Annotated in this window: 21 protein-coding genes and 1 riboswitch; of the genes, 13 read left to right on the forward strand and 8 right to left on the reverse strand. The window is 46.7% G+C overall.

Annotation, left to right across the window (positions count from 1 at the left end):
* Positions 1 to 179: 179 nt before the first annotated feature.
* The 4 genes from gdhA (at position 180) to ACGHVY_RS14460 (ending at position 6,202) form a co-directional block, all read left to right on the forward strand.
* Positions 180 to 1,517 carry an NADP-specific glutamate dehydrogenase gene (gdhA, locus tag ACGHVY_RS14445; protein ID WP_390599531.1) on the forward strand — a complete coding sequence of 446 codons (1,338 nt, stop codon included), beginning with the start codon at positions 180 to 182 and terminating at the stop codon, positions 1,515 to 1,517.
* A 180-nt stretch (positions 1,518 to 1,697) separates the two neighbouring features.
* The gene (locus ACGHVY_RS14450) at positions 1,698 to 2,861 is read left to right on the forward strand and encodes a M24 family metallopeptidase (protein WP_390599532.1); all 1,164 of its coding nucleotides are present in this window, start codon (positions 1,698 to 1,700) and stop codon (positions 2,859 to 2,861) included.
* Between the two features lie 186 nt (positions 2,862 to 3,047).
* Entirely contained in the window at positions 3,048 to 4,610 is a 1,563-nt protein-coding gene (locus tag ACGHVY_RS14455) for an arylsulfatase (protein ID WP_390599692.1), read from the forward strand.
* Between the two features lie 65 nt (positions 4,611 to 4,675).
* Complete coding sequence (locus ACGHVY_RS14460; protein ID WP_390599533.1) at positions 4,676 to 6,202, forward strand: arylsulfatase; 1,527 nt, start codon at positions 4,676 to 4,678, stop codon at positions 6,200 to 6,202.
* A gap of 189 nt (positions 6,203 to 6,391) precedes the next feature.
* Here ACGHVY_RS14460 and ACGHVY_RS14465 read toward each other — a convergent pair whose 3' ends face one another.
* Positions 6,392 to 7,825: a CCA tRNA nucleotidyltransferase gene (locus ACGHVY_RS14465; protein ID WP_390599534.1), complete on the reverse strand. Its 1,434-nt coding sequence runs from the start codon at positions 7,823 to 7,825 to the stop codon at positions 6,392 to 6,394.
* A 151-nt stretch (positions 7,826 to 7,976) separates the two neighbouring features.
* On the opposite strand from ACGHVY_RS14465, the gene ACGHVY_RS14470 reads away from it, so the two are divergent.
* Entirely contained in the window at positions 7,977 to 8,816 is an 840-nt protein-coding gene (locus tag ACGHVY_RS14470; RefSeq protein WP_390599535.1) for a hypothetical protein, read from the forward strand.
* Positions 8,817 to 9,171: 355 nt separating this feature from the next.
* Here ACGHVY_RS14470 and ACGHVY_RS14475 read toward each other — a convergent pair whose 3' ends face one another.
* The gene (locus ACGHVY_RS14475) at positions 9,172 to 10,164 is read right to left on the reverse strand and encodes a DUF3843 family protein (protein WP_390599693.1); all 993 of its coding nucleotides are present in this window, start codon (positions 10,162 to 10,164) and stop codon (positions 9,172 to 9,174) included.
* Between the two features lie 20 nt (positions 10,165 to 10,184).
* The gene (ruvA, locus tag ACGHVY_RS14480) at positions 10,185 to 10,793 is read right to left on the reverse strand and encodes a Holliday junction branch migration protein RuvA (RefSeq protein WP_390599536.1); all 609 of its coding nucleotides are present in this window, start codon (positions 10,791 to 10,793) and stop codon (positions 10,185 to 10,187) included.
* A gap of 232 nt (positions 10,794 to 11,025) precedes the next feature.
* Here ruvA and ACGHVY_RS14485 point away from each other — a divergent pair, with 232 nt between their 5' ends.
* From ACGHVY_RS14485 to ACGHVY_RS14500, 4 genes are all read left to right on the forward strand, one after another.
* Positions 11,026 to 11,925 carry a diaminopimelate dehydrogenase gene (locus ACGHVY_RS14485; protein ID WP_390599537.1) on the forward strand — a complete coding sequence of 300 codons (900 nt, stop codon included), beginning with the start codon at positions 11,026 to 11,028 and terminating at the stop codon, positions 11,923 to 11,925.
* Positions 11,926 to 12,026: 101 nt separating this feature from the next.
* On the forward strand, positions 12,027 to 12,710 hold the full coding sequence (locus ACGHVY_RS14490; protein WP_390599538.1) for a DUF3857 domain-containing protein: 684 nt from the start codon (positions 12,027 to 12,029) through the stop codon (positions 12,708 to 12,710).
* 118 nt (positions 12,711 to 12,828) lie between these two features.
* The gene (locus tag ACGHVY_RS14495) at positions 12,829 to 14,751 is read left to right on the forward strand and encodes a DUF3857 domain-containing protein (RefSeq protein WP_390599539.1); all 1,923 of its coding nucleotides are present in this window, start codon (positions 12,829 to 12,831) and stop codon (positions 14,749 to 14,751) included.
* Between the two features lie 65 nt (positions 14,752 to 14,816).
* Entirely contained in the window at positions 14,817 to 15,467 is a 651-nt protein-coding gene (locus tag ACGHVY_RS14500) for a hemolysin III family protein (RefSeq protein WP_390599540.1), read from the forward strand.
* A 246-nt stretch (positions 15,468 to 15,713) separates the two neighbouring features.
* On the opposite strand, the gene ACGHVY_RS14505 is transcribed toward ACGHVY_RS14500, so the two are convergent.
* The 5 genes from ACGHVY_RS14505 to ACGHVY_RS14525 form a co-directional block, all read right to left on the reverse strand.
* Positions 15,714 to 16,049, reverse strand: a complete 336-nt coding sequence (locus ACGHVY_RS14505) for a PDDEXK nuclease domain-containing protein (protein ID WP_390599541.1) — start codon at positions 16,047 to 16,049, stop codon at positions 15,714 to 15,716.
* Between the two features lie 41 nt (positions 16,050 to 16,090).
* Positions 16,091 to 17,104, reverse strand: coding sequence for a tyrosine-type recombinase/integrase (locus tag ACGHVY_RS14510; RefSeq protein ID WP_390599542.1), 1,014 nt, complete (start codon positions 17,102 to 17,104; stop codon positions 16,091 to 16,093).
* Entirely contained in the window at positions 17,097 to 18,044 is a 948-nt protein-coding gene (locus tag ACGHVY_RS14515; RefSeq protein WP_390599543.1) for a tyrosine-type recombinase/integrase, read from the reverse strand. The genes ACGHVY_RS14510 and ACGHVY_RS14515 overlap by 8 nt, the downstream gene beginning before the upstream one ends.
* On the reverse strand, positions 18,041 to 19,654 hold the full coding sequence (locus ACGHVY_RS14520; protein WP_390599544.1) for a tyrosine-type recombinase/integrase: 1,614 nt from the start codon (positions 19,652 to 19,654) through the stop codon (positions 18,041 to 18,043). Before ACGHVY_RS14520 ends, ACGHVY_RS14515 begins: the two co-directional genes overlap by 4 nt.
* A gap of 194 nt (positions 19,655 to 19,848) precedes the next feature.
* Entirely contained in the window at positions 19,849 to 20,715 is an 867-nt protein-coding gene (locus ACGHVY_RS14525; protein ID WP_390599545.1) for a PDDEXK nuclease domain-containing protein, read from the reverse strand.
* 154 nt (positions 20,716 to 20,869) lie between these two features.
* Here ACGHVY_RS14525 and rpiA point away from each other — a divergent pair, with 154 nt between their 5' ends.
* The 4 genes from rpiA to ACGHVY_RS14545 all read left to right on the forward strand — a co-directional run bounded on the left by rpiA (position 20,870) and on the right by ACGHVY_RS14545 (position 26,379).
* Positions 20,870 to 21,571 carry a ribose 5-phosphate isomerase A gene (gene rpiA, locus ACGHVY_RS14530; protein ID WP_390599546.1) on the forward strand — a complete coding sequence of 234 codons (702 nt, stop codon included), beginning with the start codon at positions 20,870 to 20,872 and terminating at the stop codon, positions 21,569 to 21,571.
* 191 nt (positions 21,572 to 21,762) lie between these two features.
* Positions 21,763 to 21,950: riboswitch (cobalamin riboswitch) on the forward strand.
* Positions 21,951 to 21,977: 27 nt separating this feature from the next.
* The gene (locus ACGHVY_RS14535) at positions 21,978 to 24,371 is read left to right on the forward strand and encodes an anaerobic ribonucleoside triphosphate reductase (protein ID WP_390599547.1); all 2,394 of its coding nucleotides are present in this window, start codon (positions 21,978 to 21,980) and stop codon (positions 24,369 to 24,371) included.
* Between the two features lie 4 nt (positions 24,372 to 24,375).
* Positions 24,376 to 24,834 carry an anaerobic ribonucleoside-triphosphate reductase activating protein gene (nrdG, locus tag ACGHVY_RS14540; RefSeq protein WP_308745571.1) on the forward strand — a complete coding sequence of 153 codons (459 nt, stop codon included), beginning with the start codon at positions 24,376 to 24,378 and terminating at the stop codon, positions 24,832 to 24,834.
* A gap of 141 nt (positions 24,835 to 24,975) precedes the next feature.
* On the forward strand, positions 24,976 to 26,379 hold the full coding sequence (locus ACGHVY_RS14545; RefSeq protein ID WP_390599548.1) for an MFS transporter: 1,404 nt from the start codon (positions 24,976 to 24,978) through the stop codon (positions 26,377 to 26,379).
* Positions 26,380 to 26,657 lie beyond the last annotated feature (278 nt).

The raw sequence follows: 26,657 nt of genomic DNA on the forward strand, positions 1-26,657 counted from the left end.
TAGCCTGTATTTTACATTACAGGTCACGGGACTTTGTGTTTTTCAACAGAGAAATATGACATTTTATTATTAATTAATCAAAATATCCGCTTCAAAACAAGCGAATTTGAAAAATTTTCCTATATTTGCAGTGAGTTAGTTGACATTTTATCAGAATCAACCTTTTAAAATATAGTATCATGAACATCCAAAAAATCATGTCCTCTTTAGAGGCAAAGCATCCCGGTGAATCTGAGTATCTTCAAGCAGTAAAAGAAGTTCTTCTCTCCATTGAAGATATATACAATCAACATCCTGAATTCGAAAAAGCTAAAATCATAGAAAGACTGGTAGAGCCCGACCGTATCTTTACTTTCCGTGTGACGTGGGTAGACGATAACGGTGAAGTGCAGACCAACCTCGGTTATCGCGTACAGTTCAACAACGCTATCGGCCCGTACAAAGGCGGTATCCGTTTCCACGCTTCCGTGAACCTTTCCATCCTGAAATTCCTCGGTTTCGAACAGACATTCAAGAACGCGCTCACTACCCTGCCTATGGGCGGCGGCAAAGGCGGTTCCGACTTCTCTCCACGTGGAAAGAGCAATGCCGAAATCATGCGCTTCTGCCAAGCATTCATGCTGGAATTGTGGCGTCATCTCGGTCCCGACATGGATGTGCCTGCCGGTGACATCGGCGTAGGCGGACGTGAAGTAGGCTATATGTTCGGAATGTACAAGAAGCTGACCCGTGAATTTACAGGCACTTTCACAGGAAAAGGATTGGAATTCGGCGGTTCCCTGATTCGCCCCGAAGCTACCGGTTTCGGCGGTCTGTACTTTGTCAATCAGATGTTGCAGGCAAAAAACATTGATATCAAAGGCAAGACAGTAGCCATCTCCGGATTCGGAAACGTTGCCTGGGGCGCAGCAACCAAAGCCACCGAACTGGGTGCCAAGGTAATTACCATCTCAGGTCCGGACGGATATATCTACGACCCGGACGGCATCAGCGGCGAAAAGATAGATTATATGCTTGAACTTCGTTCTTCGGGTAATGACATCGTTGCTCCTTACGCAGAAAAATATCCGAACGCAACCTTCGTAGAAGGCAAGCGTCCGTGGGAAGTAAAAGCGGATATTGCACTCCCTTGCGCGACCCAGAACGAATTAAATGGAGAAGATGCTCAAAATCTCATAAAAAATGACGTACTTTGCGTCGGAGAAATTTCCAACATGGGCTGTACGCCGGAAGCCATCGACCTTTTCATCGAACATAAGACGATGTATGCCCCGGGTAAAGCAGTCAACGCAGGTGGTGTTGCCACTTCCGGACTGGAAATGTCCCAAAATGCCATGCACCTGAGCTGGAGTGCCGCCGAAGTGGATGAAAAACTCCACGCAATCATGCACGGCATCCACGCGCAATGCGTGAAGTACGGTACGGAACCCGACGGATACATTAATTATGTAAAGGGTGCCAACATTGCCGGATTTATGAAAGTAGCTCACGCAATGATGGGACAAGGCGTCATTTAAAAAGACTTTGTTTAGTTGTATTTGTATTTGTGGTTTGCGCTGCTCGCCTCCTGTGACAGGACGCGGGCAGCGCTATTTTTTTGAAATTAACCATATTTTCCATGGAATTAATTATCTTTGTGGCATCAATAGGGTAACTAATAGTTCTACAATAAATATTCATGTAACAAATAAATAAAGATGCTACAACCCGAATTAAAATTCCGCCGCGATAAGATTCGCAGTCTGATGGCGTTACAGGGCATTGATGCCGCGCTAATCACTTGTAATGCAAATTTAATTTATACTTATGGCTGCGTAGTCAGCGGTTATATTTATCTCCCTCTCCACTCACCTGCATTGCTGTTTTTCAAACGTCCCAATAATATCACAGGCGAGCATGCGTTCCCTATCCGTAAACCGGAACAAATTGTCGATTTGCTGAAAGAACAGGGATTGCCGATGCCTGCAAAATTGATGTTGGAAGGCGACGAACTTCCCTACACGGAATATTGCCGTCTGGCAAGCCTATTCCCTGAAGCGGAAGTTGTGAACGGAACCCCGCTGATTCGCCAGGCACGCAGTGTAAAGACTCCTATCGAAATCGAAATGTTCCGCCGTTCGGGCATCGCCCATGCAAAGGCGTACGACCTGATACCAAGCGTATATCGTCCCGGCATGACAGACATCGAGTTTTCTACCGAAATAGAACGCCTGATGCGTCTGCAAGGTTGTTTGGGCATCTTCCGCGTATTCGGACGCAGCATGGAAATCTTCATGGGCAGCGTGCTGACCGGAGACAATGCCGGTTATCCTTCCCCGTATGACTTTGCTTTAGGCGGTCAAGGTCTTGACCCTGCCCTACCGGGTGGAGCCAACAAAACTCCGCTGAAAGAAGGACAAAGCGTCATGGTAGACCTGGGCGGCAACTTCAACGGATACATGGGTGACATGAGTCGCGTATTCTCCATCGGAAAGCTACCTGAAAAGGCTTATGCAGCTCATCAAGTCTGCCTCGACATTCAAGAAAAGATTGCCACCATAGCCCGTCCGGGTGTTTCTTGCGAGAAGTTATATGATGCAGCCATCGAAATAGTTACCACCGCCGGATTTGCAGACAAATTCATGGGTATAGGCCAGCAAGCCAAGTTTATCGGTCACGGCATCGGGCTCGAAATCAATGAAGCTCCGGTACTCGCCCCCCGTGTCAAGCAGGAACTGGAACCGGGAATGGTGTTTGCCCTCGAACCGAAAATCGTTCTGCCGGGCGTAGGGCCTGTCGGCATAGAAAACTCTTGGGTAGTCACCAACGAAGGAATCGAGAAACTGACTAATTGCAATGAAGAAATTATCGAATTAAGCTGATATCTGCATTAGGAGGACACTTATAAAAGGCAAAAAGCATATACAATGAGAAAGCCTCGATAAAAAGAGGCTTTCACTCTGTCATTTAAAACAGACCTTTTCAATATACTTTTTAATACATACATTAATAAACACACCCATTCTATCAAAAAATTTAATCAATTTAATAACACCCCCAACAAGATGATGAAACAACCTTTGATTCTAACCCTTGTATCTTCTGTTGCCTGCACAGCAACCGCAACGAACAAAACGCCGGAAAACACAACACCGACAAAGTCAAAAACCCCTAACGTCGTATTTATCTACGCCGATGACCTCGGCTACGGAGACTTGCAATGCTATGGAGCCAAAAACGTAGAAACGCCCAACGTCAACCGACTGGCGAAATCAGGCATTCTTTTCACAAATGCCCATGCCACAGCCGCAACCAGCACCCCTTCCCGCTATTCCATGCTGACAGGCGAATACGCATGGCGCAAAAAAGGTACAGACGTAGCTGCCGGAAACGCCGGAATGATTATCCGTCCCGAGCAATACACGATGGCGGATATGTTCAAAAGTACAGGCTACACTACCGCAGCCATCGGCAAATGGCATCTCGGACTCGGAGATAAAGGCGGCACACAAGACTGGAACGCTCCCCTGCCCTGCGCACTGGGCGATTTAGGCTTCGACTACCACTACATCATGGCTGCCACAGCCGACCGTGTCCCCTGTGTATACATCGAAAACGGGAAAGTAGCCAACTACGACCCCAGCGCCCCTATCGAAGTAAGCTACCAGAAGAACTTTGAAGGTGAACCTACCGGAAAAAGCAACCCTGAAATGCTGTATAACTTGAAGCCCAGCCACGGTCATGACATGTCCATCGTCAACGGGATTTCCCGTATCGGCTACATGAAAGGCGGCGGCAAGGCACTCTGGAAAGACGAGAATATAGCAGACTCACTGACTACCCACGCCATCCGGTTCATCGAAGAAAACAAGGATAAACCTTTCTTCCTTTATTTCGCAACGAACGACGTACACGTTCCCCGCTTCCCTCACGACCGTTTCAGAGGAAAGAACCCGATGGGACTGAGAGGTGACGCTATCGTACAATTCGACTATTGTGTCGGCGAAATCATGAACACACTGGAGAAACTGGGATTGAGAGAAAACACCCTTATCATCCTTTCAAGCGATAACGGCCCGGTAGTAGACGACGGATATGACGATAAAGCGGAAGAACTACTCAACGGACACAGCCCTGCCGGACCGCTGAGAGGTAACAAATACAGTGCCTTTGAAGGTGGAACCCGCATTCCTGCCATCGTCAGTTGGCCTGCCGGAGTGAGAAAAGGCATGACTTCGGACTTATTGGTTTCACAAGTCGACTGGTTAGCTTCTCTGGCTTCACTGACCGGAGCCATTATGCCAAAGAATACCGCACCGGACAGCTACAACTTCCTCGGAAGCTGGTTGGGCAAAGAGAAGAAAGACCGCCCGTGGGTTATCGAGCAGGCTTCCAACCACACTTTATCCGTCCGCACCAAAGACTGGAAATACATCGAACCGAGCAACGGACCGAAAATGATTCAATGGGGACCGAAGATTGAAACCGGAAACTCCAAAGAACCTCAACTCTACAAAATGCAGGAAGTAAAAGAGGTGACCAACTATGCTTCCCAGATGCCGGAAAAAGTGACCGAACTGCAAAATATTCTCCAAAGCGTACGCGACGGAAAGGATATAATAGGCAAATAATTCCGGGCACTCATACATTCAACCTTAAAAAACATACATTCAACTTTTAAAAATCAAACAACCTAATGGATTATAAATCAATCTCAATAGTTGGTGGCACACTGCTCTTATCCGCCCTGTCCGCCAATGCACAGAAAAAGACTGCCCAACCTAATATTATATTCATCCTTTGTGATGACATGGGATACGGAGATTTGGGATGCTACGATCAGCCGTTTATACGCACTCCACATATAGACGCTATGGCAGGCGAGGGCATACGTTTCACACAAGCCTATGCAGGCAGCCCCGTCAGCGCTCCTTCGAGAGCCTCGTTCATGACAGGACAACACAGCGGTCACTGCGAAGTACGCGGCAACAAGGAATATTGGGGAAATTCCCCCATCATCATGTACGGAAACAACAAAGAATTTTCCGTAGTGGGACAGCATCCTTACGACCCTGACCACATTATCCTGCCGGAAATCATGAAAGACAACGGCTATACCACAGGTATGTTCGGCAAATGGGCAGGCGGCTACGAAGGCTCCTGCTCCACTCCTGACAAACGGGGCATAGATGAGTATTACGGCTATATCTGCCAGTTCCAGGCTCACCTCTACTACCCCAACTTCCTGAACCGTTACAGCAAAGCGCTGGGCGACACAGGCGTAGTACGTGTCATTATGGACGAGAACATCAAATATCCGATGTACGGTCCCGAATACCAGAAACGCCCGCAATACTCCGCCGACATGATTCATGAGAAGGCAATGGAATGGTTAGACCATCAAGACGGCAAACAGCCTTTCTTCGGTATATTTACTTACACATTGCCTCATGCGGAACTGGTTCAACCGGAAGATTCTATCCTGAACGAATATAAAGCGAAATTCGACCCGGACAAAGTATTCAAAGGCAGTGAAGGCTCACGCTACAATGCCATCACGCATACACACGCCCAATTTGCCGCTATGATTACCCGCCTTGACTATTACGTAGGCGAAGTCCTGAAGAAACTGAAAGAGAAAGGACTGGACGAGAACACACTAGTCATCTTCTCGAGTGACAACGGCCCTCACGAAGAAGGCGGAGCCGACCCCACTTTCTTCGGCAGAGACGGAAAGCTGCGCGGACTGAAACGCCAATGCCACGAAGGCGGCATACGTATTCCGTTTATCGCCCGTTGGCCGGGACGTGTACCCGCAGGTGAAGTAAACGACCATATCTGTGCTTTCTATGATTTAATGCCTACTTTCTGCGACATAGCCGGCGTCAAGAACTATGAGAAGAAATACCGCAACAAGGAGAAAGACGTGGATTATTTCGACGGAATCTCTTTCGCTCCGACATTACTGGGCAAGAAGAAACAGAAACAGCATGACTTCCTCTACTGGGAATTCAACGAAACGAACCAGATAGCCGTGCGCATGGGTGACTGGAAGCTAATCGTCAAAAAGGGAAAACCGTCCCTCTACAATCTGAAGACCGATATTCACGAGGACAACGACATAGCCCTGCAACATCCGGACATCGTAGAAAAGATGAAAGCCATCATCTTTGAGCAACATACTCCGAATCCATATTTCTCTGTGACGTTGCCCAAGCAGTAACCGCAATTACCGGAAGAAATAACAAGATAAGCGATTATTATATTTCAGGCACGGATTACACGGATTTCACGATTTTTGTTAATCACATCACAAATGATTAGCTACCGTGTAATCCGTGAAATCCGTGCCTGAATAATATTCTTAGATAAGGTCGATTTTATTTAACCCTACCCTTTATATCAACTTATATCAGCGCACCGGCACCAACCCCATCTTCTTCGCCCGCTCCATCAGATAAGCATGGGCAGCTTCATATTCATTGGGAATCACACCGTCCAGAATAGCATCCTTTATCGCGCTTTTCAGCACACCCACTTCCCGACAGGGTTGCAAACCGAAGATTTCCATAATCTCCTCTCCGCTCACCGGCGGTTGGAAATTACGTACCCGGTCTTTTTCTTCCAAGTCTTTCAGCTTCTGACGTACCAACTGGAAATTATTCAGGAAACGCTGCTTGCGTTCCATATTCTTGGAAGTAATATCCGCTTCGCAAAGCATCATCAAGTCATCAATATCATCGCCCGCCTCAAAGAGCAAACGACGCACCGCCGAGTCCGTCACCACATCATCCGCAATGACAATAGGGCGCATATGCAGACTGACCAGCTTCTGCACATACTTCATCTTCTCATTCATCGGCAACTTCATCTTCCGGAAGATATTCGGAATCATCTTCTCACCAATGAAATTATGATTATGGAACGTCCATCCCGCCTTCGGCTCCCACCGTTTCGTGACAGGCTTGGCAATATCGTGCAGCAGAGCCGCCCAACGCAACCAAAGATTATCAGTCTTCTTGCTGATATTATCCAACACTTCAAGCGTATGATAAAAATTATCCTTGTGCGAACGCCCGTTCCGTGTCTCCACCCCTTGCAACGCTGCAAATTCCGGGAAAATCAACGGCAGCAACCCGCTACGGTCGAGGTCGATAAACCCTTTCGAGGGAATCGGCGAAAGAATAATCTTGTTCAGTTCGTCCGCAATGCGCTCACGGGAAATAATCTCAATCCGTTCCTTGTTGCGGCAAAGGGAGTCGAAAGTATCGTCATCAATATAAAAGCCCAACTGCGTGGCAAAACGGATGCAGCGCATCATGCGCAACGGGTCGTCACTAAAAGTAATATCCGGGTCGAGAGGAGTACGAATCGTCTTCTCCTTCATATCATCCAAACCGGCGAACGGGTCTACCAGTTCACCGAAACGCGCCTTATTGAGACAAACCGCAAGAGCGTTGATAGTGAAATCCCGACGGTTCTGGTCGTCTTCCAGCGTACCGTCCTCAACAATCGGCTTGCGCGAATCCCGCTGGTACGACTCCTTGCGTGCGCCGACAAATTCCACTTCCGTACCTTTATATTTAACCTGTGCCGTTCCGAAATTCTTGAAAACAGAAACGTGCGCACCCCGTCCCAGACGTTTGCCGAGTGCTTCCGCCATTGCAATTCCACTGCCTACAACTACTACATCTATATCTTTAGAGGGACGTTGCAGAAAAATATCGCGAACATAACCGCCTACCACATAGCACTCCAAACCGAGCGCATCCGCCGTTTCGGCTATCTGTCCGAAGATGGGTTCGCTAAATTGCTGCTTCAATTCCTCTTGAGTCAACTCTATCATTCCTTTTAGTTATACGTTTTGAGGGTGCAAAATTACAAAAATAAGGGATATATTTGTACTTTTGCCGTTAATAAGTGAACAATGAACCATAAACAGGCCGTCTGTCCTGGATAGTAAACCGTAAATAATAAAATAGTAAACAAAACTTGTAATGAAAAAACTGATTATCCTCTTTTGCGGCACGCTGGCACTGGCTGCCTGCGGCAACGGACTTGAGAAAAAAGCCAATGAGAAACTGGCAATTGCCAAGGCAGCCTACGAACGTGGCGACTACGAAGAAGCCAAGTCGCAAATCGACAGTATCAAAATCCTCTACCCCAAAGCCTTCGAAGCACGCAAAGCGGGACAGGCACTGATGCTCGATGTAGAGACAAAGGCACAGCAGAAGACACTCGCTTACCTCGACAGCGCCTTCCAGGCAAAAACCGAAGCGTTCAACGCCATCAAAGACAAATTCATCCTTGAAAAGGACGCTGAATACCAACAGGTAGGCAATTATCTCCACCCTGCACAGACCGTCGAAAAGAACATGCACCGCTCCTTTCTCCGCTTTCAGGTGGACGAACAGGGCAACATGAGCATGACTTCCATCTATTGCGGCGCAGGCAATATCCATCATATAGGTGTCAAAGTGATTGCCCCCGACGGTAGCTTTGCCGAAACTCCGGCTTCCAAAGACAGCTACGAAACGACCGACATGAATGAAAAAATAGAGAAAGCGGACTACAAACTGGGAGAAGACGGAAACGTTATCGGATTCATCAACCTCAACAAAGACAAGAATCTCCGCGTAGAATACCTCGGTGACCGTGCCTACAAAACAACCATGAGCCCGACCGACCGTCAGGCTGCGGCATCTGTCTACGAGTTGGCACAAATTCTTTCCGCCATGCAGCAGATTAAGAAAGAACAAGAAGAAGCCAATCTGAAAATCGAATTTATCAATAAGAAAAAAGAACGGAAAGCGCAGGAAGCAGCAACCGACAAGTAAAAGAAGCATCCTCGGCTAAAGATAAAAGAGTTGACGGGAACAGTTGCGATTTTTTCATATCAGCAACTGTTCCCGTCAACTCTATCATAACGTTCTCTATTCCCTGTTCCGAAGAAACGACGTTTCCTCATATAAAGAAACGGTGTACTCTGTCCTCATAAAACGGTGTAATCTCTCAACCCAAAAGAGCGTAGACTGCCACAGCCTTATTTCACCCTTCTATTCAACTGATTATTAGACTTTTCCTGCTTCGACTTACCCACCCGTTTTCCGGAATTCTTCTTTTTCCCCACTCCGGGCTTTGCCTTTCCGGCAAAAGGATTATTACTTTTTTTTTATTGGCATAGCTTACTTCTTATTCTCCTTCATAAAACTCACCCAAGAACCAGCGAGCCACAAAATCCCAATTCTCCTGTAGCAGCGCCTTTCCATTCTCGAACGGGAACTGCGCATCCGGCAGCAGATTATGTTCCATTCCATACTTCAGCAAGTCGAACGGACATAAACCCTCTTCGCAGAACATTTCATACGCCCCTTCTTCAGCCGCTTCGGCATTATAAAGCGGATTATTCCCGTCAGCAAAGAATTCGGCAACATCAGGGCCTATCAACAACCCTTTCGGATTGCCGTAAACAACGAAATTATCAAACTCCGCCAAATCCGGCAACAGAGCATCTTCCTCATCTTCCCACTTCAACGAATGTACAAAGAAGAATTTCAGTGCGTCATACGAATCGAAAAACAGGAGCGACTCCCCTTTGCTCGCTTCAAAGAAGCGTTCCACATTGGTCGGCATCTTCTCCCCCAGCAAAGCTGCCGGCAGAGGTTCGCGTTTCTTCCGCATCAACTCCGTTTCCATCATCCAGCCCGGAGCAAGGTGTTCGCTGATAGGAGCCGATTCAAAAACAGCGTCCAAGCGTTCGTAAAGCACCCCCGCAAACTCCAGTAAATCCGCGTCCATCGGATTCTCCACCCAGTCGAAATCATCACCGACCGGCGAATTGATAGCCCACAGCAGAAAAGCGATGTCCTCACGGTTGATTTCGTCCGGCAAGTAGTCCTCAGACAGCGGATAGAACGGCAGATAACGGCCGTAATTCTCCTTATGCCAATGAATAAACTCCCGCCAGTTTCCCGCGTCCGCCACGCAATCTTCCAGATACAGGGCACACGACAAAGCCACCCGTCGCTGGTCTTCCACCATTTCCCTGCCTTTATACATATAAGAGTTCGCTACCAACGGCAACAGTTCATTTGCCAAATTAAGATACCACTCATCCGTAGCCGTCACCTTCGCACGACCATGCATCTCAGTCCATGCCCGCATATAAATCTTCTGTTCCTTCATCGTTACAGTCGTTACAATCATTACAATCGTTTCAAGGCCAGTTTAATAACCTTTTCCACCGGAGCATCCGGCTCTTCCTTCATTATAGCCAACACCACCTTCTGCGAAGGCGCAGTGGCAAAACCGAGCATCGTCAACGCAGCCACAGCCTCTTCCTGCACTTCCGCATTGGCAGCTTGCAGCAACATGCCCCCCGCACCGGCAACGCCGCCCGAGGCAGACATTCCCATCGTCTTAATCTTGTCCTTCAGGTCGACAATCACACGCTGCGCAGTCTTCAGACCGATACCTTTCACCGTCTTCAGCATATTCGCGTTCTCGGTGCTGATTACATTCACCAGTTCGGCAGGCGAAAGGGCGGAAAGAATCATACGCGCCGTATTCCCGCCGATGCCCGAAACAGAAATCAGCAACAGGAAAATCTCCCGCTCCTGCTTCTCGGCAAAGCCATACAACACATACGCGTCCTCACGAATCGCCTCGTAAATATACAACTTACAAGTTTTTTTTCCTTGAATAGCCGAATAGGTATTCAAGGATATATTGGCGGCATACCCCACCCCGTTACAGTCGATTACCGCGGTTGCCGGACTGAGTTCGGCAAGCTCGCCTCTAATATATTCTATCATAATGGGAACAAAGATAAAACTTTCCCGCCACAGATTATCCCGTTTTCTACAGATTATTCGTTTTAAGAGCCCGACGGTTAAAATCTGACGCACGCACAAGGTGTATTCCACGCAATCCATAGCGAATCTAAAAAAAATAAAAATAATGCAGCCCGTAAACAATCCTTCCTAATAATTTGTTTACTTTTGTGGCAGAAACAAAGAAAAATGTTCATATAAAACCAAGAAAAGAATGAAAAAAGTAAGAGCCGCCATCGTCGGTTATGGCAACATTGGACACTACGTACTTGAAGCGTTGCAGGCAGCGCCTGATTTCGAAATAGCCGGAGTCGTTCGTCGTGCAGGAGCAGAGAACAAACCGGAAGAGTTGGCAAACTACGCAGTAGTAAAGGACATTAAAGAGCTGGAAGGCGTAGACGTGGCAATTCTTTGCACGCCCACCCGCAGCGTTGAGAAATATGCAAAAGAATACCTGGCTATGGGCATCAATACCGTAGACAGTTTCGATATCCACACCGGCATCGTCGATTTGCGCCGCACACTGGACGCAACCGCCAAAGAACACAAAGCCGTATCCATCATCTCCGCAGGCTGGGACCCGGGAAGTGACTCCATCGTGCGTACGATGCTCGAAGCGATTGCCCCGAAAGGCATCACTTACACCAACTTCGGCCCGGGCATGAGCATGGGACACACCGTAGCCGTGAAAGCCGTCGACGGTGTGAAAGCCGCCCTTTCCATGACCATCCCCACCGGTACGGGAATCCACCGCCGCATGGTGTACATCGAACTGAAAGACGGATACAAATTTGAAGAAGTAGCCGCCGCCATCAAGGCAGACCCATACTTCGTGAACGACGAGACACACGTGAAACTCGTTCCGAGCGTAGACGCGCTGCTCGACATGGGACACGGTGTAAATCTCACTCGCAAAGGCGTATCGGGAAAAACGCAGAACCAGTTGTTCGAATTTAACATGCGCATCAACAACCCCGCACTGACCGCACAGGTACTGGTATGCGTGGCACGCGCTTCGATGAGACAACAGCCGGGATGCTACACTATGGTGGAAGTTCCGGTCATCGACCTTCTTCCGGGCGACCGTGAAGAGTGGATTGGACACTTAGTATAATATTTTATCCATCCGATAAATAAAAAAATAGAGAAAGGAGTACCACCTTTCTCTATTTTTTTTATCTTTGTGGGAATAGTACTAAAAAAAACACACTAACAATGGGAAAACTATTCATTCTCTGCGCATTACTATTCCAATTCCTGTCGCCCGTTTACTCGCAGCAAACAGACACAGACGTCATCAAACCCAGTATGAAATACGGCAAACCCACCGAGGAAGAGCTGAAGATGACCACCTACGCACCGGACACCGCCGCAACCGCCGTCGTACTGTACACCAGAAACAACGCCCGCTACGACCTGCTGAACAATGACTTCCGGCTCGTGTACACCTATGAGGTAAAAATAAAGGTACTGAAATCCGAAGGCACGTCCTATGCGGACATCATCATACCTTATTATTCTAAAGAAAAAGCAGGCGGCACCATGAAAGAAAACATCACCCAACTCGACGCTTCCGCCTACAACCTCGAAGACGGCAAGATAGTACGCACCAAGATGAAACGCGACCTCGTCTTCGAAGAAAGGCTCAACAAGAACTATATGCAGATAAAATTCTCCATCCCCGCCGTCCGTGAGGGAACCGTATTCGAGTACAAATACCAGCTCAACTCCGACTTCTATTACAGCATCAACCACTGGGAAGCGCAGAGAAGCATCCCCGTCATCCACACGCAATATGACATCACCATCCCCGAATACTTCCTGTTCAACCTCGACATGAGAGGCTCACATTCACTGAACATGAGTTGCTTTATCCCACCAGCGAATATAAGTTGGTGAAATCCTTCTGGGAACTGATTGCCGAGAAAAACAACGAAATATTGGTACTCAAGAAAATATAGATATAAAATTATCATCTATGTGACACAGCACTTACAATGCTTAATCTTTATATATTATGAAACATCCCAATCAAACCAACTCTATAAAGCACTTCATAAAGAAAGTACCCACCCTGTCTTATGTCGTTTTTTGCCTGAGCCTTCAGGCAACGCCCGCCCGCGCACAAGACACGATGAAGGATGCCAATTCCGTCGTCACGGACGCCCGGACAGAAACCCTCTGCAAATCCATGACCCAATCCGTAGAAAAGGAAAGCCGGACTATCACCATACTCAACCGCAAAGGACTGGAAGACGCCACCTTTTATTGCGGATGCGACATGTTCCGTTCCTTACAGAAATTCTCCGGGGAAATCATCAACGCTTCGGGACAGACCGTGCGCAAGATAAAGAAATCCGACCTTCAAAAGAGCGAATACAGTTCCTCACTCACCACGGACGATTATTTCTATTATTACGAGTGCAACTACCCTTCCTTCCCCTTCACGGTGAAGTACGAATGGGAAATGAAATGCAACAACGGGCTAATCGGCTACTCCACCTTCGTCCCGCAAACGAGCTTCAACCAGGGCGTAGAGAAAGCCGCCTACCGGATTGAGCTCCCCGCCGGACAAGGTTGTCGCTATCGTGAATTGAACACGCAAGGAAAAGGAATCGAAGTGAAAGAATCCACCGGCCCCGAAGGACAGCAAGTAATAGAAGCCACCGCACACCGACTGTCTCCCATCCTCAGGGAACCTTTCGGACCAAGCTCCGCCGAATTATTCCCCCGCGTCTATTTCGCCCCTTCGGCTTTCAAGTACGACAAATCCGAAGGAGACATAAGTACCTGGCAAAAGTACGGAGCATGGCAGTACCAACTGCTCGACGGACGCGACCAGCTCACCGACCCTTTCCGCGCCAAACTGCACGAACTGACTGCCCACTGTTCCACCGACCGGGAGAAAGTGAAAGCCGTCTACGACTATCTCGCCAAGACCACCCGCTACGTCAGTATCCAGTTAGGTATCGGCGGCTTGCAGCCTATCGCCGCCACGGACGTCTGCTGCACGGGGTTCGGCGATTGCAAAGGCTTGTCCAACTACGTCCGCGCCATGCTGAAAGAACTGGGTATCCCCTCTACTTACACAGTCATCAGCACCACCAACGAACGGTTGCTCCCCGACTTTTCGAGCGCCAACCAGATGAACCACGTCATTCTGCAAGTCCCGCTTCCGCAGGATACGCTCTGGCTAGAATGTACCAATCCGCAGCTTCCTTTCGGCTACGTCCACCAGAGCATTGCCGGGCACGACGCCCTATTGATAGAACCGGGAGGCGGCAGGATACACCGTCTGCCCACTTATCCCGATTCGCTGAATACGCAATGCATCATCGCCGACGTCACCCTCTCCCCCACGGCGGAAGCGAAAATATCGGTCAACGAAGTGTCCCGCCTGTTCCAATACGAAGACGAAGCGGGCATCGTGTACCTGCCACCCAACAAGCAGAAAGACCGCATCCGCTCGGACATCAACCTGTCTCAGGCGGATATCCTGAACCTGCAAATAAAGGAGTGCAAAGAGGCAGCCCCGTCCATCACCTTCGACTATTCCGTCAACAGCAACCAATACGGGCATAAGACGGGAAACCGCCTGTTCGTCCCCGCCAACATTTTCAGAAAAGGGTTCAGCGTCCCTTCCGTCACGAAGCGCACGTATCCTATCCATATCAACTACGGCTATTCGGACACGGACAGCATCTGTATCCGCTTGCCGGAAGGATATGCCATCGAAGGTCTTCCGAAACCGATTGACGTGACGGGCAAATTCGGGAGTTTCCACTCCAGTGTCGAGGTGAAGGACAGGGAGATACATATCGTTCATCGTTTATTCATGCCGAAAGGGATTTATGCTCCCGATGAATACGAGACATTCATCGGCTTCCGTAAACTGGTGGCAGGGCAATATAGTGGCAAAATCATTCTAAAAAAGGAATAAGTGAGATAATTCGTTACGGAAAATAAAGTATCTTTGCGACTCAATACTTCAAAAAAAGGAGAACGTTGGAAAACAAAAGATACAATAATATAGAAGAATGGGCGAATACGCTCAGTCATGGAGCAGGCATCCTGTTGGGAGTCGTAGCCGGATATTTCTTGTTGGAAAAGGCTTCCGTGAACGTCGAAGCGCAATGGGCAGTACCTTGCGTCATTGTCTATCTGGCAGGGATGCTTTCGTCTTATGTCAGTTCCACGTGGTATCACGGCAGTCGTCCGGGGAGAGTGAAAGAGTTGCTCCGCAAGTTCGACCACGGTGCTATCTATCTGCATATTGCAGGTACTTACACGCCTTTCACGCTGCTCACACTGCGGCATGCAGGCGGATGGGGATGGGGAATTTTCTCTTTCGTATGGTTGTCGGCTGTTGTCGGTTTCATTCTCAGCTTTAAAAAGCTGAAAGAGCACAGCAATCTCGAAACGGTCTGTTATGTGGGCATGGGCGCTTCGATACTGGTTGCCTTGAAACCTTTGCTGGACCAGTTGGAGATGGCAGGAGCCACTCCCGCTTTCTGGTGGCTGATAGGCGGTGGAGGTTCCTATATTGTGGGAGCTGTATTTTACTCATTACGCAAGCCTTATATGCATGCCACGTTCCACCTGTTCTGCCTGGGCGGGAGCATAGGACATATCATTGCAATCTGGCTGATACTGTAATGAGGGGTAGGGACAAAAAAAAGGCTATCTATCCCAGACAGCCAATCTTTGTTAACCTTAAATCTAATACTATGAAAAACACAGTACAAAGATACGGACTTTCGGCATATCTCCAAATTTTCGGGGCGACGCAGGACGATTTATAACACGGTTTAATAGAATACAGAGGTTCGTTAACATTTAACGCTGTTAGGTTAAAAATTAACGAATACAATTTAAGCTTTCCAAGCGTAAGACCTAGGTTTTTTATTTAAGTTGGTCCTCTATTTCTTCAATGCTTGGCAAGCTGCTCTTAAAATCTTCCGGAAAGATTTTGGATAATTCATATTCCGAAATACCGATGGGTTGGCTGGAAGCTTCTAACGAATATCTTGCGAAAACATCATCTTTTGTTTTGCAAATCAGCAATCCAATTGTTTTATTATCCCCATCTTTTCTCATTATATGGTCTACTGCAACTACGTAAGAGCCAAGCTGTCCAAGAAATGCCGGTTCAAACTTAGTTGTCTTCACTTCATATGTTGCATAGCCATTTATGTTGGCTTCCAACTCTAATCCTTTGTATATAAACAATCTCTTCATTTTCTACACAACATAAATTTCTACGCAAAGTTGGCATAATATCACAGACTATCCAAAAAATCCATTAGTTTTTTATCGTCCTTCCAATGGCTTTTCACTTTATACTTCTTCTCTATTTCACAATTTGACAACGCTTTCGCCTTCATTTCCATATTAACTTCAGCATAAATATTGGTCGTATTAATGGATACATGCCCAAGCCAAGCTCTGATAGTATTGATATCAACACCTGATTGGAGTAGATGGGTTGCGGTTGTATGTCTGATTGTATGCGGACTGACGCGTTTCTTTTTAATTGTAGGCATCTTATCTTCTATCTTTTCTGCATAACGGGTTACCATCTCATAGATGCCAAAGCGGGTTATTGGTTGTCCAACTCGGTTTAAAAAGACATGGTCATCCTCTGTTCTGTTTTTGATAATGGAAGATAGTGCCTCACGGGTATGTTGCCATAATGGACATCTTCTTGTTTTATTTCCCTTGCCCGTTATAGTCACTACAGCCAAGCCCTTTTTCTTGGGTAGGGATAAATCCCTTATCAATAAAGTAGCAGCTTCTTCTGCCCGCGCTCCCGTATTATACAAAAAAAGTAAGAGGGCATAATCTCTCCACCCTTGGCTTGTACTTTTATCTGGTGCGTCCAGTAGTGCATTCATTTCCTCTTTTTCAAGGTACGTTATCAAAGTCCTCCTGGTCTTTTTGACAGGTATGTTTCTTATATTTCGACTCCATTCTATATGCTCCGGACTGTTGGCGGATACATACTTTGCAAGAGAACAAAAAGCAGCCAGTCTGATATTTCTGGTCTTGATTGAACATGACCTGTCTTTTTCAAGACTTTCCAGGAAGTTGGCAACCCTGGTATCTGTAATATCAGTAAGGAGTATCTTGTCCACTTCTTTTTTCACACACTTGGCAATAAAAGGCATCAGCAATCTGATCGCATCCCGGTACGATTTAAGCGTATTGGCAGACAGGTTACGTATATTTGTCAGATATTCACAAAGAAACCTTCGTATCCAGTATCCGGCATAAAACTTATTTTCTTCATTCATCTTTTCCTTGTTTTATGTATGATTCAAAACGGTTGTTTGCTTCTCCCAGCAGTCCATCGGTCATGGTCAGGTAGACTGACGTATGGGATAAATGTGTATGTCCAAGATATGTGCTCAACACAGGGAGCAACTGTTGGACGTCCTGATTCTCCCTATACCATGAAGTAAGCCGATGGACGGCGAAGGTGTGCCTCAGGTCATGTAATCTTGGCTGAAAGGGGGATTTATCCGAACGGGAGATACCGGCATGTTCCCTGATTCTTTCAAAAGCACCTCTCACGGTGTCTATATGCATGTCCAAGCCTTTCTTATCTAAAAAGAGTTTGCTTTCGGGTACGCAGCACATGCCTTGTTTCTCTCTCCATTTCAAAAAAGTATCAATCAACTCTCCAACCTTATGGTTGTATGTGACAATCCGTGACTTGTAAAATTTCGATTCTCGTATATGCACATACAAATCCGGTTGGTTCAGGTCTCTTATTCTCAAAGACATCGTTTCGTGGAGCCTCAATCCAAGAAAATAGGTCAGTTGCAGTATCATCTTCATGCATTCAGGATGGATTTTACTCCGGTTTTTCTGATATTCCATGGCTGAGCGGAACAACCGTTGCAGTTCCGGTTTGCTATAAATATAAGGTGTCATGTGCTCCAAACGCTTGGGCAAGTCTGCGGGAAGGGGTACATTGTTCATTATACCCCGTGACATGGCCCATTGGAACATGCCCTTTAAGGCTGTGTGCCTTATGAACCAGCCGGCAGTGACCGTTCCTGTGGGATAATATAAATAGGGTTCGACCTGTCCTACTGTCAGTTCCGCCGGATTCGTATCGCCACCGATATGCTTCATAAAAGAACGCAATGCTTGCGCGTTTGTCTTGAACTTTTCTCCCAAAGCCCGTCTGTAACTTATATAAAGTTCTGTCATTTCATTCAGTTTCATAGCAAGCCCTCCCAATCCATGTCAGCAACCTTACGTAAGTTCTTAATGTCGACTTTGGCATATATGCGTGTGGTATCAAGCCCGATGTGCCCCAGCAAATCTGCGATTTCTTTCAAGGAATGCCCGGTGTTGATAAGGCGTGTGGCACAAGTATGACGCAGGCTGTGCGGCCCGTAATGGCGCAACTCCAGTCCTTTGCCTTTCAGTTCGTCCCTGACCAGCTTGTATATAGTCGAAGTGGAAAGCTGTTCATGAGGGGCACGTCTGCATAAAAAGAGGTATTCGTTTCCGCTTTTATTAAAGCGTGCCTCTTTGATGTATCTGATAATGGCATCGCCAACGATGGGAAGCAAAGGTAGCACTTGTGGCCTGCAGTTCTTGGCCCGTCTTAAATACAGCGTTTCATTCCGCCAGTCTATATCTTTCAACTTCATGTTTGTCACCTCACTGCAACGAAGGCCATAGACAGTCAAAAGAAGCAATATGGCATAATCCCTGACACCTGTCCCGGCGGCATCCTTTTTGGATTGCAGGATATCTTGAACTGTCTCCCAAGGGACAAACGAAGGCAGGTTTTCATGGGCATATACTCTCGGGGCTTTTAAGCTATACACAAGTCCGGGATTACACAGACCTTTTTTTTCTGCGTATCTGAAAAATCCACGAAGGACAGTGACGGTATCGGCTATCGTTCTTCTGTTACAACCGTCCTCATCATGTCTCTTACGTATATAGTCATCAAGAACTGAAGACGTTATATCTTTCAATCCGTCGACTTTTAAGTTCAGCATCATCGTTTTGAGCTGACTGTATCTGCCTTCGGTGGTGCTTGAAGAATAGCCCTTGTTTTGTTCCAGCCAATCAAGATATTCCATCACATGTTCTTTAAAGGGAAACGCATCATCTTCACATATAAGCTGACCCATATAAGATAACCAACTGGTAGTATATGATATAAAACGTCTTCTGGCGTATTTCCCGGATGCATTTCTTACTCCGGGTTTCTGTACAGTCATCCAACTGTCAGCGGATTCTCGGATATCCTCAATACTGACCATACGTCCGTCCTCAACATGCAGATAGTCAATTAAATGAAGTTGGTATGCGGCTATATCCCGTAGTGTTTGTGTAGCCCCACCTTTGTCTTCCCATATTTGAAGATACTCAGCCCGTTCTTTCAACAAAGGATAGGTGAGATAACGTAACTTATGATGTTTACGGGTAAAAAGGCGGTTCAAAATAATAGCATTATTTGTATAGATGCCATCTAATTTGCCTATGTAGGCAAGCCATAAAAAAGCAATATCCATATATTTTCGAACACTGCCGGGAGCGTTGTCCTTTTTCTTCATCGGATGGTTCTTTTTTGTCTTTGACCATGTGATGGCGGCATCCTTGATGCTGCTGATAGGGACCTGTTCAGAGAAGCCATCTTCAAGCTTGAGGCTTGTGACTATCAGTAGTAGATAATCTGCCAAAGAGAGCAGATAATTATGGCTGTAGTTGCGCTTTTCAGCCATGAAAGCAAGATAGTTTTCACGTTCCTTCAATAAAGGGGCGTCGAGGTGCTTTTGCAAGTACCATTTGCGTCGAATGAGTGTTTCAAGCATAATTCTTCTTTTTGAGGTTAATACTTAGGTTGTTTCCTAAATATGAAGAATTAAGGCGAGTTATATGCTTTTTAGAGCAAGTAGTTTGGTCAAATGGAGACTTTTAGCTTTTTTTGTAGCTAAATTTATGTTGTGTAGAAAATGAAGAGATTGTTTATATACAAAGGATTAGAGTTGGAAGCCAACATAAATGGCTATGCAACATATGAGTTGTTATGTTGTGCACAACATAATAATTCTATGACAACATAGCTATGAACATCGACATTATAAAAAAGCATATCAAAAAATTGTTCGGTTTCACCAATTACCAGACGATACTCCCGCCCCATATAGGCAAATCCCGTCCCGAGTTCCATAAGAAACTTTTCAATATTCTTTATCAATGCATCTTTCAACTCTTTCTCATTATATTTGCTCGTAATACCAACGAAATCAAAATTATAGGGATCTCTAGTTATTTCCTGCGCTAAATCACTTTCCACCGCCGGTAAAGTGTTTCTAAAATTAGTGATGGGTTTACCTTGCCGCTCATACAAATCCGTATCAAGGAAATTAAGTAGAAGTGCCCGCGACCAACCTTTTTCTATTGTTTGCTGCACAAAGAAAAAAGATTTCTGTGAGTCATATTTCTTGTCAAGAATAAAGCGTATATGTCCCCACGGAATACAACAGACGGTGTCCTTTACAAATTGCGCCACATCTTGTGGCGTGATTTCGTCTTTCAATGAATCAACAGTTTGTGCCACAAGATGTGGCGCAATTGCAATCTCCCTAGAAAACACAGTATACATCTGCTTCATATATTGCAGATTACGAACCGAGAAACCTTTTACATCAGGAAATATGGCTTGCAAATCCTGACTAAGTCCCTTATAAAAGCCATTCCCCCATTTACTTTCAGCTTTTTTAGTAACAATATCTCCGCCAAGGGACCAATAAAAATGAAGCATTTCTGAGTTCACCTTTACCGCAGCCTTTATTTGGCTCTTTCTAAAACGTAAGCTAAGTTCGCTTATCCACTCTGTATATTCTTTATCTATCTTTAAAAGTTTACTCATATTCACTTGCTATTTTTGCAAAGGTACTAATTTATCCACAAGCAAAGAAGATTCTCCACCATAAGAATAGCCAAAGTAATTAAGGGAATTATAGAAGAAACAAAAAAGCTCCATTATCCGTTATATTTATACTACCAAATAAAGAATAATTTCAATGGACTGGGAAAATTATCTGATAAAGCACCTTCAATGGTCGGACACCATTATCAACCATGAAGCGAAAGAACACGTAGCCCGCGAGATTGCCGCAATAGCCAAAGACGGGGAAACCATCGGAGCCGGTTCCGGATCCACCGTCTACCTGACACTGTTCGAACTGGCACAGCGGATTCTCGAAGAGCACCTACATATCGAAGTCATCCCCGCTTCCAAAGAAATCTCCATGACCTGCATACAGCTAGGCATCCCCCAAACCACCCTCTGGAACAAACGTCCCGACTGGACTTTCGACGGAACGGACGAAGTAGACCCGCAGCAGAACCTGATAAAAGGTCGTGGCGGAGCCATGTTCAAAGAGAAACTGCTCATCCGGAGCAGCCGCAAAACATTCATCATCATCGACCCCGGCAAACGGGTCGACCGACTGGGAAGCAAATTCCCCGTTCCCGTAGAAATCTTTCCCGATTCACTGGCTTATGTGGAAAGCGAATTGCAACACCTAGGCGCATCGGAAATCATTCTACGCCCCGCCCACGGAAAAGACGGACCAATCTTTACAGAAAACGGTAACTTCATCCTCGACACCCGCTTCAGCTTCATTGACGATTCTCTCGAAGAACGGCTGAAGAAAATCACCGGCGTCATAGAGAGCGGACTGTTCATAGGTTATGACATTGAGGTTATCGTAGCGGAATAAAAATCGCCTATCAGCCACCCATCTAAAAAACAGAGTTTTTTTAGTCCTTTCCTTAAGAGCAAAATAGAGAAATTCCCACAAAAGTATTTTCTTAAAAGTTTTCCAAAACGGAAAACTTTCTGTATCAGCGAGAAAGAAAAGTTTCCCGAAATTTAATGTTAAAAGCTAACCGATGTATTGGATTATCTTCTATCTTTGTATCCGTTTTCGGAGCTAAAAAGAGGTTTAGTCAATGAGGGAACGCTGTGCAAATCGGCGACAGTACCCGCTGCTGTAATTCTCTGTGAATCCGCACACTATGTCACTGCACCGGTAGGTGTGGGAAGGCGCTGCGAGGGAGGGATAAGTCAGAAGACCTGCCGGAATCGAATAAACATATTATTAATCACTTTCGGGAGTTAAAGTTATGAACTACGCGGAAATTTGTATCATCAAACGTGATGGTAAAAGAGAAGATTTCTCTATCAGTAAGATTAAGAATGCAATCAGCAAGGCATTCAGTGCAACGGGGATTCAGGATGAGCAGCAGTTGGTGGCTGACATCACGATGAATGTAATCAGTCAGTTTGCCACTCCTACGATTACCGTAGAGGAGATTCAGGATTTAGTGGAAAAGGCATTAATGAAGGTTAGGCCGGAAGTAGCGAAGAAGTATATCATCTATCGCGAATGGCGGAATACGGAACGGGACAAGAAAACCCAGATGAAGCACGTGATGGACGGTATCGTTGCCATTGACAAGAACGACGTCAACCTGAGCAACGCCAACATGAGCAGCCACACCCCTGCCGGACAGATGATGACTTTTGCATCCGAAGTGACCAAAGATTATACTTATAAATATCTGTTGCCGAAGCGTTTTGCCGAAGCGCACCAGTTGGGCGACATTCATATCCATGACTTGGATTATTATCCGACCAAGACGACGACTTGCATCCAATATGACATGGACGACCTCTTTGAACGAGGCTTCCGCACAAAGAACGGCAGCATCCGTACCCCGCAAAGTATTCAGAGCTACGCGACGCTGGCTACTATCATTTTCCAGACTAACCAAAACGAGCAGCACGGCGGACAGGCGATTCCCGCTTTCGACTTCTTCATGGCGAAAGGAGTGGCGAAGTCTTTCCGTAAGCATATGGCTTCGTTCATCAACTTCTATGTGGCGATGGAGAACGGCAGCCAGGCGGACGAGAAGGCAATCCGTACGTTGATTAAGGAGTATCTGCCGTCTATCAAATCTACCGAGGCAGAGCGCGAAACGTTGCGTATCGCTTTGATAGCCCTGCAAATCATTATAGATAAGGAACATCTGGCACGCATCACGGAGAAAGCATACCAGCAGACCCGCAAGGATACACATCAGGCGATGGAAGGGTTTATCCACAACCTGAACACGATGCACTCACGCGGAGGTAACCAGGTGGTGTTCAGTTCTATCAATTACGGTACGGACACTTCTGCAGAAGGGCGGATGGTGATTGAGGAATTGCTGAAAGCTACCATCGAGGGCTTGGGTACACGGGGAGAAGTGCCTGTATTCCCGATTCAGATATTCAAGGTGAAGGACGGGGTGTCTTACTCGGAAAAGGACTTTGAGAAAGCGATGAAAGCGGAGAATATAGAAGACGCGATGAAAGACCGTTACGAAGCTCCGAACTTCGACTTGTTGCTGAAAGCTTGCCAGACTACCGCGAAGGCGTTGTTCCCGAACTTCATGTTCCTTGATACGCCTTTCAACACGAACGAGAAATGGAAAGCGGACGACCCGAAACGTTATATCTACGAATTGGCGACAATGGGTTGCCGTACACGTGTGTTTGAGAATGTGGCGGGAGAAAAATCGTCTTTGGGACGCGGTAATCTTTCTTTCACTACGCTGAATATGCCGAGATTGGCTATCGAAGCCCGCATTAAGGCTGAAAACTTAATAGAGGATGAACGCAACACGGATGCCATCGAGCAAAAAGCGAAAGAGATTTTCATCGAATCCGTACACAATATGGCTGCTTTGGTAGCCGACCAGCTTTACGAACGTTACCAATACCAGCGCACGGCACTGGCACGCCAGTTCCCGTTCATGATGGGGAATAACGTGTGGAAAGGCGGTGCCGAACTGAATCCGAACGAGCAGGTAGGCGATGTATTGCGCAGCGGTACGCTGGGAATCGGCTTTATCGGCGGGCACAATGCGATGGTGGCTCTTTACGGCAAAGGTCACGGTCACAGCCAGAAGGCATGGGACACGCTGTATGAAGCTGTGATGGAAATGAATAAGGTAGTGGATGAATACAAGGCGAAATATAACTTGAATTATTCGGTACTGGCTACTCCCGCCGAAGGACTTTCAGGACGTTTCACGAAGATGGACCGCCGGAAATACGGAAAAATCCCCGGAGTGACAGACCGTGATTATTATGTAAACTCATTCCACGTAGACGTGAAAGAGCCGATTAGCATCGTTGAGAAAATCAAACGTGAAGCTCCTTTCCACGCCATCACCCGTGGCGGACATATCACGTATGTGGAGCTGGACGGGGAAGCGCAGAAGAATGTGCGTGCCATCGCCAAAATCGTGAAAGTGATGCATGACGAGGGAATCGGTTATGGTTCTATCAATCATCCGGTAGATACTTGCCACAACTGCGGCTACAAAGGGGTGATTTTCGACAAATGTCCGGTTTGCCAAAGTGAAAGTATTCTCCGCATGCGTCGTATCACGGGTTATCTGACGGGCGACCTGAGTTCTTGGAACTCTGCCAAACGGGCGGAAGAAAAAGACCGTGTGAAACATTTGTAAACCAATGAATTTATTAGGAACTTATCCTGAAACAATAGTGGACGGTGCAGGCATCCGGTATTCTATTTATCTTGCCGGATGCGCTCATCACTGTCACGGCTGCCACAACCCGGAAAGCTGGAATCCGAAAGCGGGGGAACTGTTGACGGAAGAGAAGGTTTCGTCTATCATCAGGGAGATTAAAGCGAATCCGTTGTTGGACGGGGTGACTTTCTCCGGCGGGGACCCTTTCTTCTATCCCGAAGAATTTCTGTCGCTCGCCAAGCGGGTGAAAGAAGAGACGGGGATGAATGTGTGGTGCTATACCGGGTATACGTATGAGGAGATTCAGGTGAAACCACGGTTGAAGGCTATTCTTCCTTACATCGACGTGTTGGTGGACGGACGTTTCGAGCAGTCGCTCTTTTCTCCTTACCTGGAGTTTCGGGGGAGCAGCAATCAACGGATTCTGAAACTAAAGTAATCCCGAAGGGGGAGATAATCCAAAAGTTGAGAAAATCTCCACCACTAAAAAAACTTATTTTTCAAAGAAAACAAAAACACCTGTACGGTTGTTTTGTTTACTTTTACGGACAAAAGATAATTCTGCAAGAATAAGTTTTTTATGGTACAAACAATAACTACGACTCATATATCTGACGAATCCGACGGATTGCCGATGCCCAAACGTATTTGGGCGGTGGTATCCGTCGGATTCGCTCTTTGCATGTCTGTACTGGACATCAATATAGTTAATATCGTATTGCCTACGCTTTCGCATGACTTCGGGACGACGCCTGCCGTGACTACGTGGATTATCAATGGGTATCAGTTGGCAATCGTCATATCCCTGTTGTCCTTTTCCGCTTTGGGGGAGATGATTGGTTATCGGAAAGTCTTTCTTTCGGGCATCGGGTTGTTTTGTATCACTTCGCTGATTTGCGCGCTGTCCGATTCATTCTGGACGCTGACGGTGGCACGTATTTTCCAAGGGTTCAGCGCTTCCGCCATTACGAGTGTGAATACGGCGCAGTTGCGGTATATTTACCCGAAAAGTCAGATTGGCCGGGGGATGGGAATTAATGCGATGGTGGTTGCCATATCGGCAGCGGCAGGTCCTTCTGTGGCTAGCGGTATTCTTTCGATTGCCAGTTGGCATTGGTTGTTTGCCATTAACGTGCCGTTGGGAATCACGGCGTTGTTTTTGGGTATCAAGCATTTACCGAAGCAGGAAGAATTGTCGAAACGAAAGTTCGATTATATCAGTGCCATAGCGAATGCGATAACTTTCGGGTTACTGATTTACACGCTGGACGGATTTGCGCATCATGAGAAGATGGATTTTCTGGTCGTTCAGTTGGTGGTGGTAGCGGTAGTCGGGACGTATTATGTACGTCGGCAGTTGACTCAGACAACTCCTCTCCTACCGCTCGACTTGCTGCGAATACCGATTTTCCGGTTGTCTATCCTGACTTCCATTTGTTCGTTTATCGCGCAGATGTCGGCAATGGTATCCCTGCCGTTTTTCCTTCAGAACACGTTGGGGCACAGTGAGGTGATGACCGGGTTGCTGCTTACTCCGTGGCCGTTGGCTACGCTTGTCACGGCACCGTTGGCGGGGTATCTCGTCGAGCGTATCCATCCGGGGATATTAGGCAGTATCGGAATGGTGCTGTTTGCCGTCGGGCTTTTCTCGCTTTCGAGCCTGACTGCCGAGTCGTCCGATATTAGTATTATTCTGAGGTTGATGATATGCGGGGCGGGCTTCGGGTTGTTTCAGACACCGAATAACAGTACGATTATCTCGTCAGCTCCGACGCAGCGTTCGGGCGGAGCGAGCGGAATGTTGGGGATGGCACGTCTCTTGGGACAGACTACGGGAACGACATTGGTGGCTATGCTTTTCAGTTTTATCACGCATGACCGAAGTACGGCTGTCTGCCTGATGGTGGGAAGCGGATTTGCAGTTGTGGCGGCTATCGTCAGCAGCTTGAGATTGTCACAGCCTTCTACGCTCAAAAGTAAATAAGAGGAAGCCTTAATGATTTAACAATCATTTCTGACCCAATATACAGGCAAACCGAGAAAACGCCTTTTCTCATAGACAAACCTAGACATTTGCATTTCTTAGATACAAAAACGGCGTATTAACACTGTGTTAAAACGCCGTTTCTATATTCCATAAATCAGGTTCTATATTTCATTGAATATCAACGGAATGTAGTACATTTACGTTCTTGCGTCCACACATTCCGAAGATAATTCCGTTGCGAATGAAGTTTCTATTCCAACAACCAGCACACAGTG

Source organism: Bacteroides sp. f07 (assembly GCF_042854785.1).
Lineage (GTDB): Bacteria > Bacteroidota > Bacteroidia > Bacteroidales > Bacteroidaceae > Bacteroides.